The sequence below is a fragment of the Virgibacillus indicus genome, assembly GCF_002266285.1.
Classification (GTDB): domain Bacteria; phylum Bacillota; class Bacilli; order Bacillales; family Amphibacillaceae; genus Virgibacillus_K; species Virgibacillus_K indicus.
In genome coordinates, this window is record NZ_NPMS01000011.1 from 1 (window position 1) to 13,318 (window position 13,318).

Genomic DNA, 13,318 nt, shown 5'->3' on the forward strand with positions numbered 1-13,318 from the left:
AAAAATGAAAAATATTTTAAAAGAAGTTAAAAAACACAAATAGTACTCACTTTTGAGCACTAAAAAAGTCACAGAAATGCTTGGTATTAAAGCATTTCTGTGACTTTCACTGTCAAAGATGAGATTATATTATAAATGGCTTGATTCAATAATTAAACCTTAAATCAATAAGTAGCACTAGTAGAATTTTTCTCAAGATTAGCGCTAGGGAGATAATTTTATTATTGGATAGATTTGAGGATTGAAGTGGTGGTCGGGTTGGGTTCTATGCGGCAGGCTGCTACTGATTTTTAGGCAATTCGGCTATGTTACGGGAGTTACTGTTTTCTGGCTGGCAGGGCTCAGAGAAGCACTCTATGTGACCGGGAAGCTAGCGCTTTCTGGATGTGCTGACCGGAAGCTACTGCTTTCTGGCTGGTCAGGCCCAGAGAAGCACTCTATACGTCCGATGGCTACTGCTCTATGCGACCACGGGCTACCGCTTTCTGGCTGTGTGGGCTCAGAGAAGCGCTCTATGTGACCTAAGACACCCACTTTCTGGATGTGCAGGCACAGAGAAGCACTCTATGTAACCGTGAGCTACCACTTTTTGGATGTGCGGGCACAAATAAGCGTTCTCACATACTTTTCGCACTCAGAAAATCCTTCCAAACCAAAAGCTCCCCAACTATGTGAGGAGCTTCTTGTTATCAAGTAAAATATGGATTTCCTTTCATTCCCACCCACAAATCAGATTGTTCCAATTGATATGCAAGCTGCAGCAATTTGTTTTCTTTTCCTTTTGAAGCCATAACCTGTACTCCCAGTGGCATCCCTTCATCCGACAAGTGAACCGGAACTGACATGGCCGGCTGACCTGTTAAATTGGCAAGCTGCGTATAAGGGGTATACGTTAAACTTGGTAAAAACATATCGTAAATTATAGCTTGCTGATCTTTCTTATCTGCCATTAAAATTTGTTCACGAAGCTGTTCCTGCTGAGCCTCAGAATGGGTCAGCTCACCAACTTTTGGTGCGGTATACGCAGTGGCTGGTGTAATATAAAAATCATAGGATTGATGCAGTTCTTCCATTTGAGCAGCAGCTGTGTCCCAGGAAGCCAGGCTCTCTGAAAACTCTGCCGCGGATACGGATTTACCAGCAACATTTAAGAGCCATGTTTCAATCTCCACATCCTCTGCCGTTATTCCCCTTCCGAGACCCGCTTCCAGCTGGCGCACAACTGTGGCAATTTCCCCACTGTTCATCAAAAAGTAATTTTTCATTAATTGGATACCATCTACGTTATTATCTTTTTCCTCGACATGATGGCCCTGCTGCTCCAGCCATTTCACAGTACGTTCCACTGCCTTTTTGGCGTCCCTTGAAATTGGTGTGCCAACAGGTGAGTCGATTTTATAAGCAATCTTTAATGGTCTGTCAAACCCATGCTCCATTTCCGCTTTATAGCTTCCCGGAAATAACGGAGTCTGGAATGCGGCTTCAGGCTGTACAACCTGCAGCAGATCAAGCATTGCCGCACTATCCCGAACACTTCGACTAACTACAAAATCAATCGATGCACCTTGCCATTGGCGACCTGCTCCCGGTCCCACTGGTGTACGGCCACGTGTTGGCTTTAGACCAAATAGACCGGAAAAAGATGCTGGGATACGAATCGATCCACCACCATCACTTGCACCTGCTAACGGAACAACTCCTGAGGCAATTGCCGCTGCTGAACCTCCACTTGAGCCACCTGGTGAATAATCCGGATTCCATGGATTTCTTGTTTGACCATAAACTTCAGGCTCGGTAATATTTTTCAAACCAAATTCAGGAGAGTTCGTATGTCCGATAAATAAAAATCCTGCTTCACGCAGTTTTCCAACAAGATGGGAATCATGGTCTGCAATGGAAGCCTTTAGCAGTTTGGATCCAGAAGTCAATGGCTCCCCTTTCAAGCTTTGTGAAATATTTTTTAATAAAGTAGGAACTCCTGCGAATGGAGGGTTCTCTATACTTACATGATTCGCTTCAGCCAAGGCCTTTTCTTTTCTGTCATGTATAACTGCATTTAGTTTTGGATTAACTTTTTCTAATTGCTGAAAACTTAACTCAAGCAGCTCACTTGGTTTTACCTCTTTGCTTTGAATTAATTCTGCCAAATCTGTTGCATCCAGTGATAAATATGTTTGAAGATCCATCTCTGCACCCCTATTCTTTTTTACTTTAAGTGTATCATGCACGATGGATTAGTCTCAAATTTCCTATTCTGCAGGGCTATCACCCTGATTTTTCTTCCAGGGGGGATCGGCATATTTATGCAGCTTCTGATTAATTTTATAAATGGCATATGGTATTAAAAAAGCCAATACAGTACAAAAAAGAATCAATTTTTCCGGTAATCTTCCTATTAAATTTTCCCACATAAAAACGATCACTCACTTCCCTGATCTTTGACGCGATCACTGGCTCCTGTTGTTCGAATAATGGAGTCAGCAGTTACATTGATCGTACTTTTCGCAAAAATGTTATCACCCTGGTCCCAGTTGTCCTTTACTTCATTCCAGGTTTCATAATGTTTTTGCTTCAAAATATCACTAAACCCAAAAAAGTCCAACTGCAGTTCCTCTTGACCTTTTTTAATTACATTGTTTGCCAGCAGTTCGATTTTTTCATTTACTTTCTGCTCGATTTCCCTAAGAAAATCCTTTTCCAGAAGGCTTCTCTCACCATACATCTCACCTATATTTCCTTCTGTATCAATGGTTATATCTATTTTTATATTATCCTGATCTTTTGTATCTATTTTTATTGTGTTTTTTGTTTTTTTAAGCTCGTAAATCATTAATTTATTATTAATTTCAAATTTAATAAACCCACCTTCCGTACTATTTGTAATTAGATTCAATCCTACTGATTCATCATCATTGATATTCCCAACAAGCCTGTTGCTTTTTCCCCGAAAAACACCCGCCCCTTTGAATTTTATTCTGTTATCTAATGAATAAACTCTTGGAATGACATAATTACTTTCCTCCAGTAAGTATTCATGCATGTCCCCCATTCTGACGGGTTCAAGTAACCCGCCAGCTTTAACCGTGTTATCCATGACATCATTCATATACATGATAGGAAGTTGTTCGGCTTCGGGTTCCACCTTCATTACTTTTTGAGCATTCTGTTCTGAAATTACTATTTTGATTTCCCTGCGCATTTCCTGATCACGAATAAATAAATCAATTATGCTTCCAAATAAATCTGGCTGGCGTGCTACCTCTTCAGAAATGATTATAACCTTTAAATGCTCAAAGTAAGGCGCACGACTCACAGTGGTTGACATTTCCCGGATAATCCCAAATAAACTTTCACCACTGCCCGAAATATTGCTGAATGCTTTTTGTTCACCGCCTCCTCCCCCGGGCATGCCTATTCCTGCTGGTACGACGAATTGATTGGTCAGTGTTAGGGTAGGACTGTCTTTTCCTTGCTCATCCTCAGCCAGGTCAATAGCGGCACCAATCACAAAACCTCGTTCTTCTATATCATTTTCATCCCAGCACCCTGAAAGCATAATAATCATGCAGCATAAAAGGATTAGAAGTCGATTATTCATCTCGCTTTACTCCCCTCATTTTAGCTAAAACAATTAAAAGAACAATGACAAATATAGTATAGAAAAACATAGAGTGGCTCATCATCGAGCCAAATGAATCTACGTCCACTTTATCTTGAGGAAACATACTGACGGCATATACGACTGGAGACAAAATTAAAAGTATCTTGAGCTTTTTTAACCTTTCAAAAATGGAGTTAATAGCAAGAACTGCTACATCTAAAGCCATTGATGCCGTATTAAAAATAGCCATAATCCAAATGACAAAAAATACGGATTCGAATCGCTCAAAAAAACCACCCGGAATATCGACCACTTTTGCCAATTCTACGGTTGGATAAAGCAAATTTGCTGTTACTTCCCGGCCAAACACCCCGATACACAGGATATACAGCATTATATATAATCCAACTGGTATACACATGCCAAGTGCAGCCATTTTCGGTGCCTTCTTTGGTTGATCTACCAATGCGATGTAGAACCATAAAATACTAAAACCGAGGTATGAAGTGATACCTGTATTAAGCCCCTTTAAATAATCGGTAAAGCCAGTTCTAAATACTGGCAATAAATTCCCCAGATCAGACCAGCCCAAATTAAATATAAAAACAGAAAACGCAATAAAGAGAATAATCGGGAAAAACATCATATTCAACCGAAACAAGCCTGCTCTTGACCCTGAAACAGCATAAACAACGACAAGCAGAAAAGTGAGTGCGATGACTTCGAGTGGTGTACGATCAAATATGTATTGTTTGGAGATAGCTGCAATTTGTCGTACTTGAAATGCAGTTATCAATAAGAAAAGAACTGCGAATACAAAAGTCAAAACAATTGCCACAGGCTTAGTTGCAATGCTGGATGCATAGGTAAGGAATGTTTGATTAGCAAAACCCGATGCAAATTTAGCTACCATCCAAGTCATAAGAACTGCAATAAAACCACCGGCCAATAAAGGAATCCATCCATCGGCAGCCATTACAGCTGAAGCCAGATCTTTAGGCAAAGTAAGAATTCCTACACCAATAACCATCGATGGTATTGCAATCAGGATCTCCTTCTCACTAATTTTTTCATCAGCATATTTAAAACTTTTCACTGCCTTTAGTCTCCTTTATTTACTGACTTTTCATCATGTGTTTGCATATAAGTTGGACGTCTCTTTATCGCAGTAACCGGCGCTCGTAAAACAAGATCATTCCAGTCCCCTAAGAAGTTTGGTGCAAAAGGAGTAGTGTAAGGCACACCAAAACTTTTCAAATTTACTAGGTGGATATTGAGCATAATATAACAGAGAATTATCCCATAAAGTCCGAATATAGCAGCGGCAACCATCAAGCCGAATAAAAGGATCCTAAAGGCAATTGCTACACTATAGGATGGCAGTGAAAATGATGCAATTGCATTAAGCGCAATAACAATTACCATAGCGGGACTAACTAATCCAGCTGATACTGCTGCCTCCCCGATAACCAGCCCTCCAACAATACCTATTGTTTGCCCTATTGGTGTTGGTAATCTTGTTCCGGCTTCACGTAACAGCTCCATCGTTATAGCCATTAGCATCGCTTCAACGAACGCTGGAAATGGAACACCCTCTCTTGTTGCAGCAATGGAGAATGCCAAATCGGATGGAATCATTCCCTGGTGAAAAGAAACCAATGCAATATATAATGCAGGCAGAAATACCGCAATAAACGCAGCAAGATACCGTAAAGCCCGCAGTAGAGTTCCAATCGTCCAACGCTCATAGTAATCTTCAGGAGATTGCAAAGTATTCCCTAAGGTTGCCGGTGCAATTAATACAAATGGCGTACCATCCAATAGAATTGCAACTTTTCCTTCCAAAATGGCTGCGGCTACTTTATCTGGTCTTTCAGTATTTAATATTTGCGGAAATGGAGATAAAAAGCTGTCTTCAATCCATTCTTCGATATAGCCTGATTCTGGAGCATCATCCATATCAATTGTTTCCAATCGCCGATTAACTTCCTTCACAATATCTGGATTTATAATTCCATCCATATAAGATACAACAAGGCTCTTTTTGGAGCGCCTTCCTACCTGATATGTCTTAAAGCGCAAATTAGGATCTCTTATATAGCGGCGGATCAGAACTATGTTTGTTCGTAAATTCTCAACAAACCCTTCTCTTGATCCCCGAATAACTGTTTCTGTAATCGGTTCTTCAATCGAACGGGTTTCCCCCCCTTGTGTATCCATTATGATTACGTTATCGATGCCATTTATATAGAAAATTGTACTGCCACCGAGAATAGCATTTGAAATATCGTCTAATGTAGTCCCTTTTTTAATACTGGTCACTGACAGTATTTCCTGGTAAATTTCCTCAAACAGCTTCGATTCTGCTTCAGGCAACGGCTTTCTACCTGTAATTAGCTGCACACTTTTCATGATATTGTTATGTACTAAATCACTATCTACCATGCCATCAATATACGCAACTCCACACTTATGTTTGGAATCATGAATGGTAAATTTACGGATAACCAGATCATTTGGTTCATCCAGCATTTTTTTTAGATTACCCATGTTCTTATCCAGGTTTTTAAATATCTTGATAGAAAAGTTTTCTTCATTGTTATTGGTTTCTTTCTTTTTATTCCTTCTAAACAATGAACGTCTCACTTTATACCCCCTCTATCCCACGATTGTCGCTCTCCTTTTCTTTCCCATTTCCATGCTTTTTTATACAAAATCCAGCAACTCCTTATTCAAAAATAGATTGTATGAAAATATGATTTCCAGGAAAACTAAAAAAACTGAACTTAATGGGAGGAAAAGAATAAATGGAAAAAAAGGTAGGTCTAACTTCCTCAGAAATAGCACAAATCTGGGGATCCTATATGAACGCCAGTCTTACATCTACAGTCCTTTCCTATTTTCTGGAAAAAGTAGAGGATGAGGATATTCATTCCGTATTAAAGCAGGCTTATACATTATCACAATCAGCTTTGGAAAAACTGAGCCATCTATTTAAACAGGAAAATAAGCCAATTCCGATTGGTTTTACAAATGAAGATGTGAACCTTAATGCTCCCCGCTTGTATACGGATAATTACTTTTTACAATATACTTACCAAATGGGGATGCTTGGAATGGCTTCGTGTTCACTTGCTATAAGCATGTCAACGCGGGAAGATATATATCAATTTTTCTCAGAGAGCCTGCGAAAGTTTAATGAACTTCATGAAAAGGCAATGGCTGTTTCAAAATCAAAAGGGGTTTATAATAGTCCACCCAGCATCCCTACACCGGATGAAGTAGACTTCGTAAAAAAGCAAAGCTTCCTGACCGGATGGTTCGGGGAACGCAGACCGTTAACAACATTGGAAATCGCCAACCTTTATGGAAATTTACAACACAATAGTTTGGGGGTTGCTACATTGACAGGCTTTAGTCAGGTAGCAAAGTCAAAAGAAGTGACAGAATATATTAGCAGAGGAATCCAGATCGCAAAAAAACATGTAAACATATTCAGCTCAATTTTAAATGAAGAAAATGTCCCTGCACCAATGGGTTCAGACTCCATGGTAACGGACTCTAATGATATTGCACCTTTTTCCGACAAATTAATGATGTATCATGTAACGGAAATGATTACCCTGGGGATTGGATTCTATGGCCTAAGTATATCCACTAATATCCGAAGGGATCTAATCGCAAATTATACACGGCTCACAGGAGAAATCGCATTATACTCCGAGGATGGTGCCAACATCATGATAGACAATGAATGGTTAGAGGAACCACCACGAATGGTCGACCGGGATGAATTAGCAAAAACGGATAAAAGAAAGGAATAAAAACATATGGAAAATCATGATCATATTGAACTTACATCAGCAGAAATTTCCACCCTTTGGACATCCTATCAAAGCGATACCATGGCTATATGTGGATTAAAGTATTTTTTAGGCAATGTTGATGATGATCAAATCCGTGCCCTTCTTGAAGATACATTAACATTAATGGAGCAGCATGTTGAAGATTTAACAGCGTTCTTTAACAAGGAGAATTACCCAGTTCCCCAAGGATTTACCAAGCAGGATGTCAATTTAAGTGCACCACGGCTATTCTCGGATAAGCTTTACCTTGAGTATATTTTGAATATGACTAATATAACTCTCATAGCATATTCAGCTGCTCTTATAGCTGCTGCAAGGAAGGATGTAATTGACTATTACTCTGAAAATATACAAGCAGTAAGAAAACTCCATATACAAGCAAAGGAATTGGCAAAAGAAAAAGGGGTTTATTTACGAGCACCACAAATCCCGAAGCCAAAACAGATAGATTTTGTAAAGAAACAGAGCTTTCTGGCAGGATGGTTTGCTGATCGAAGACCATTACTTGGTGTTGAAATCGCCAATCTGGTGTTTCATACAAAGCGGAATGCGATTGGGCAGGCAATAATTACTGGATTCAGTCAGGTGGCAAAGACAAAAGAAGTGAGACGCTATTTTGAACGAGGCAGAAATATATCCGGAAAACACTTAGAAATATTCGAGTCTATTTTAAGTGAGGAAAATTTAGCTGATGGTGCTCAATTACTGACATCAGAGGTAACCGATTCTACTGTTGCACCTTTTTCAGATAAATTAATGATGGAATTGGTATCTGTTTTGATAGCATCCGGCATTGGTCAATATGGGGTTTCGATGGCAGCAAGTCCAAGACGGGATCTAGGCACCCACTATGCACGCTTAACATCAGAGATAGCCGCCTACGCTGAAGATGGGGCAAATATTGTAATTGAGAATGGCTGGATGGAGCAACCGCCAATGGCAGCTGACCGAAAAGAATTAGCAAATAGGTAATCGGATGGAGACAAAAATAAATAAAAAAAGCAAAAAATTAGAAGCTCTGCTATGGAGTATTGCCCTGCCTGGATTTGGACAATTACTGAATCATAAATATGTCAAAGGCCTGCTATTAGTAGGTTTGGAAATCTTTGTTAATGTTATGGGAAATTTTAATACTATTATCGTTTTAAGTTTTAATTTTAAGATTGAGGAAGCAATCGCACAAACAAATTATTTATGGCTAATGTTCTATCCATGTTTATATTTTTTTGCAATTTGGGATGCCTATAAGGATGCCGGCGGGGGTGAAAAGCCTTTTGCCTATTTGCCACTTGTTTTTTCAGCCTATTTTGTAACAGTAGGCTTAATTTTTTCTCCAGGGTTTACAATATTCGGGAGTCTAATCGGCCCAATGTGGCTGCCAATACTGTTTTTGCCAATTGGTTTAAGTGTCGGTGCACTTATAAGATGGATCTTGTTAAAAATTTATAATAGAGAACAATTATCCTGAGATGCCTTCAAGATCTGAAAACGAGTCTTGGAGGCTTTCTGTACCCGGAGGGATTTTACCGGATGAACGTACAAGTCTGATGATAAAGGAGTGTACTTTGTCGATGGAAAGATTGAAGACTTGAAGTGATTATCAGACAAGCATAGCTAATTACATTTTTCATCAAAAACTTTTAAAATACCCTACCAAAAACTGTTTAGAATTAGACAATAGAACCTCTCTCCAAACCTGCTGGGTAAATCTTCAAGCCCACACCAGATGAAGTTAATTGTATTTTCGCTCTCCTGCCTCTCCACCATCCTTTTCAAATAAGCATTATTTACTATTTCCCATGAATATAATACAGCCCGGCCTCATAGGATATACGAGCGATTCCTATTATCAGATGCAGTCAAACTATATTTATGAATGGAGTGTGCGAATGCCTCAGGATCCCGTATTAGATGTCAATCAGTTAAAAACCTACTTTTATTTGGATGATAAAAGAATAGCAAAGGCAGTTGATAATATTTCATTTACTATTTATCCGGGTGAGACCATTGCCCTTGTAGGAGAATCAGGGAGCGGCAAAAGCATAACAGCACTTTCTGTGATGCAGCTTATCGATAAGCCCGGGCGTATTGAGAATGGAACTATTTTCATGGATGGGGAAGAACTGGTCAATCTGACCCCAAAACAGATGACAAAAATACGCGGAAATGAAATTGCCATGATATTTCAGGAGCCGATGACCGCTCTAAACCCTGTTTATACGATTGGAAACCAGATTACTGAAATCCTCAAAAAACATAAAAAGGCAAACAAAACCGAAGCACGTGAAAAAGCTATTAATCTATTAAACATAGTAGGAATCCCGCGGGCTGAAGATATTATGAAGGAATATCCTCATCAGCTGTCAGGGGGAATGAGACAGCGTGTCATGATCGCAATGGCTATTGCTTGTGATCCCAAACTGCTTATTGCTGATGAACCTACGACTGCCTTGGATGTAACAATTCAAGCCCAGATTCTTGACCTAATGGCTGAAATGAAGGAAGAATTTCAAATGGCCCTGCTTCTGATCACACATGATGTTGGTGTTGTATCGGAATATGCAGACCGGGTGCTGGTTATGTATGGAGGCCAGATTGTTGAGGAAACAGCAACAAAAGAACTGCTGAATAATACTAAGCATCCTTATACTATGGGGCTGCTTGAAAGCATTCCTAATATCGACGAAGAGGTGGACCGGCTCGGAACCATTAAGGGGACCGTCCCACCAGCATATGATTTTCCACAAGGATGCCGCTTCTCGACCCGCTGTCCATATGTGATGGAAAAATGTCTGCAAATAAATCCGGAGCTGGAAGAGGTATCCCCTAATCACTTTGTCCGCTGCCATCTCTATGAAAAGGAGGATGCTTCCAAATGACTCCAACCAGCAATCAAAATGATTCACTTGTCTCTGTAAAAAATCTCAAAAAATATTTTCCAATAAAAGGTGGGGTTTTAAAACGAACAGTTGGTCACCTAAAGGCGGTCGATGATGTAACTTTTCACATTCAAAAAGGGGAAACACTTGGCATTGTCGGTGAATCAGGATCCGGAAAATCAACCCTAGGCCGGGTTATTCTCCGTTTATTAGATCCCACGGAAGGCAGCGTCCATTTTGACGGAGAGGATATATCACATTTGAAAAGCAGACAGTTCCGGCCATTTCGGAGTAATATGCAAATTGTTTTTCAGGATCCGTTCGCCTCATTGAATTCGAAAATGAGTGTTGCTGAACTTATCGAGGAACCGCTGCTCGTACAAACAAACCTTTCCAAATCAGAAAGAAGAGAAAAGGCAATAGAAATTATTGAAAAAGTAGGATTGCGAAAAGAAGACCTCCTGAAATATCCACATGAGTTTTCCGGTGGCCAAAGACAGCGGATAGGCATTGCAAGAGCACTGGTTAACCATCCAAAATTCCTGATCTGTGATGAACCTGTATCTGCACTGGATGTTTCCATTCAAGCGCAGGTACTGAATCTGATGAAAGATCTGCAGGACGATCTGGGGCTGACATATTTATTTATTGCACATGACTTGAGTGTCGTTAAACATATCAGTGACCGTGTAGCTGTTATGTATCTAGGCAGAATCGTAGAAATAGCAGATAAAAAATCATTATATAATAATCCGCTGCATCCCTACACTCAAGCCTTGCTCACTTCTATACCAGTCATAAATACAAAACAAAACAGTTCAGCAAAAACGGAAAAAGTAAAGCTGACTGGAGACCTTCCCAGCCCTGCCAATCCTCCTTCAGGGTGCACATTCCGCACAAGATGTCCACTTGCACATGATCGCTGTGCTGTGGAACGTCCAGAGATGACAGAGATAGAAGATGGCCATTTTGCTGCATGTCATTTGTATACTACTAAAGACAAATGAATCATCCATTCGGCATAATTCACGTTGATGAGGAATATACACTAATAGATTCTTAGGAGGTGATGAATTAATTTTTTTGCAATAAACTCTCATTACTATTTATAAGGGGGAAATAGTTTGTTTAAACAGTATAAGCATGGTATTGCATTTCTTGTTCTATTGTTTCTGCTCAGTATCGTGATGGTTGCTTGCAGCAGTGATTCAGGAGATTCCGACGCAGAGGCTGAAGAGCCGGAAAAAACAGAGGAACCGGCTGAAGAGGAAGGAACAGATGATGAACCAGCAGAGGAAGAAGAGCCTGCGGATGATAGTCCGCAAATGGGTGGAACGCTTACCGGGGCAATGGACACTGCTCCTGCAGGAGTGTTTAATCCAATCTTTTACGAGGAAGCCTATGAGGATAATATATTGTCCTTTACACATGAAAGCCTCCTGAGCCAGAATGAAAACCTTGAATTTGAAGCAAATTTGGCAAAGGACTGGACGATCAATGATGATAATACCGAAATCACGTTAACCCTGGAGGAAGGCGTAACCTGGCATGACGGGGAACCTTTCACAGCTGAAGACGTTGTTTATACGTATAAGGCGATGGCAAGCCCCGGATATGTAGAAGCTGGCGGGGTTCGTACAGAATATGTTGTCCGGCTGGTCGGTTATGAAGAGTTTAACAGTGGGGAAACAGAAGAATTTGCAGGTGTTATTGCTGAAGATGATTTTACTGTCACCTTTAAATTCACGGAGCCAAACGTTACGATTTTAAAAGATATTGCCTTCCCGATTATACCAGAGCATATATTTGGTGATGTTCCGATAGCAGAAATTCCATCACATCCAGCAACTCTTAATGCCGGGGAAGTTATCGGTACAGGACCATTCCAATTTACGGAAATGCTGGAACGAGAGCAATATGTTCTTTCCAAAAATGCAGATTACTGGAAAGGTGAGCCATATCTGGATCAAGTCATCTGGCGTATTGTAGATCAGTCTGTCATGCTTGGCCTCTTGGAAAATGGCGAAATCGACTTTATCGCCGATCCGAATGGTGTTCCAGCTGCTGACTTTGAAACAGTGGCCGGTCTTGATCATATTGAGATTATCGAACAGACCGACTTTGGCTATCAGCTGATGGGCTTTAAAACGAATCACCGTACAGATGCTGATGTCGAAAGCGGAACGATTAACTCGGATAACTGGATACCAAATGAAGACATGAGTGAACAGCTTGTCCGCCAGGCATTTGCATATGCAATTGACCGTCAGGCGATTGTAGATAATCTTTTATACGGACACGGCTCTGTAATCAATGCACCAATTGCCCAACAGTTCTGGGCATATGATGAGAGCGCAGTAACTGCATATGAATACGATCCTGAAAAAGCAAAAGAATTGCTTGACGAAGCAGGTTATGTCGATGCGAATGATGATGGTTTAAGGGAAACCCCTGATGGTGAGGAATGGGTTGTTAATATTAACTATCCTACAGGTAACCAGCTGCGGGAAGCATCTGCACCAATCCTTGCACAATTCATTGAAGAAGTTGGAGTTCAGGTTGACTTGAGACAGCCAAAAGAAATGACGGCGTATGTGGAAGACTTGACGAATGATAACACTGATTGGGATATTTATCTGATTGGCTGGAGCCTGGGAAGCGGAGACCCAGATCCATCCGGATTATGGAAGTCGGATGCAGCTTATAACTTTGGTCGCTGGAACAATCCGGAATCAGATCAGTTAATGCTCGAAGCTATGCAGGCACCAGAGGCATTTGAACAGGATTATCGTGCGGAAAAATACAGTGAATGGCAGGCTGTTTTCTCAGAAGACTTACCGGCCCTGCTGCTTTATGCGCAAAACAAAATATACGGATTCAATGAACGGCTTAACGGTGTTGCACCAATGCCATATGGATTTATAAATGATCCTCATTTATGGTGGGTGTCTGAATAACTGATAGAAGGAGCG

Annotated in this window: 10 protein-coding genes; 6 read left to right on the plus strand and 4 right to left on the minus strand. The window is 40.5% G+C overall.

The genetic code is table 11. The annotated features are described in order from the left end of the window. Positions 1-689: 689 nt before the first annotated feature. From CIL03_RS17035 to CIL03_RS17050, 4 genes are all read right to left on the minus strand, one after another. The gene (locus CIL03_RS17035) at positions 690-2,186 is read right to left on the minus strand and encodes an amidase (RefSeq protein ID WP_094887089.1); all 1,497 of its coding nucleotides are present in this window, start codon (positions 2,184-2,186) and stop codon (positions 690-692) included. A 233-nt stretch (positions 2,187-2,419) separates the two neighbouring features. Beyond that, positions 2,420-3,598 carry a Ger(x)C family spore germination protein gene (locus CIL03_RS17040; protein WP_094887090.1) on the minus strand — a complete coding sequence of 393 codons (1,179 nt, stop codon included), beginning with the start codon at positions 3,596-3,598 and terminating at the stop codon, positions 2,420-2,422. Next, the gene (locus CIL03_RS17045) at positions 3,591-4,697 is read right to left on the minus strand and encodes a GerAB/ArcD/ProY family transporter (protein WP_094887091.1); all 1,107 of its coding nucleotides are present in this window, start codon (positions 4,695-4,697) and stop codon (positions 3,591-3,593) included. The genes CIL03_RS17040 and CIL03_RS17045 overlap by 8 nt, the downstream gene beginning before the upstream one ends. 5 nt (positions 4,698-4,702) lie before the next feature. Further along, the gene (locus CIL03_RS17050; RefSeq protein ID WP_094887092.1) at positions 4,703-6,247 is read right to left on the minus strand and encodes a spore germination protein; all 1,545 of its coding nucleotides are present in this window, start codon (positions 6,245-6,247) and stop codon (positions 4,703-4,705) included. Positions 6,248-6,408: 161 nt separating this feature from the next. On the opposite strand from CIL03_RS17050, the gene CIL03_RS17055 reads away from it, so the two are divergent. The 6 genes from CIL03_RS17055 to CIL03_RS17080 all read left to right on the plus strand — a co-directional run bounded on the left by CIL03_RS17055 (position 6,409) and on the right by CIL03_RS17080 (position 13,303). Then, positions 6,409-7,425, plus strand: a complete 1,017-nt coding sequence (locus CIL03_RS17055) for a DUF3231 family protein (RefSeq protein ID WP_094887093.1) — start codon at positions 6,409-6,411, stop codon at positions 7,423-7,425. Positions 7,426-7,431: 6 nt separating this feature from the next. Further along, a complete protein-coding gene (locus CIL03_RS17060; protein ID WP_094887094.1) occupies positions 7,432-8,439 on the plus strand; it encodes a DUF3231 family protein in 1,008 nt (335 codons plus the stop codon). 4 nt (positions 8,440-8,443) lie between these two features. Then, a complete protein-coding gene (locus tag CIL03_RS17065; protein WP_094887095.1) occupies positions 8,444-8,935 on the plus strand; it encodes a hypothetical protein in 492 nt (163 codons plus the stop codon). Positions 8,936-9,356: 421 nt separating this feature from the next. Continuing rightward, positions 9,357-10,346: an ABC transporter ATP-binding protein gene (locus CIL03_RS17070; protein ID WP_094887096.1), complete on the plus strand. Its 990-nt coding sequence runs from the start codon at positions 9,357-9,359 to the stop codon at positions 10,344-10,346. Next, positions 10,343-11,353, plus strand: coding sequence for an ABC transporter ATP-binding protein (locus tag CIL03_RS17075; RefSeq protein WP_094887097.1), 1,011 nt, complete (start codon positions 10,343-10,345; stop codon positions 11,351-11,353). The genes CIL03_RS17070 and CIL03_RS17075 overlap by 4 nt, the downstream gene beginning before the upstream one ends. Positions 11,354-11,470: 117 nt before the next feature. Then, the gene (locus CIL03_RS17080; protein WP_338061898.1) at positions 11,471-13,303 is read left to right on the plus strand and encodes a peptide-binding protein; all 1,833 of its coding nucleotides are present in this window, start codon (positions 11,471-11,473) and stop codon (positions 13,301-13,303) included. The last annotated feature ends 15 nt before the right edge of the window (positions 13,304-13,318 follow it).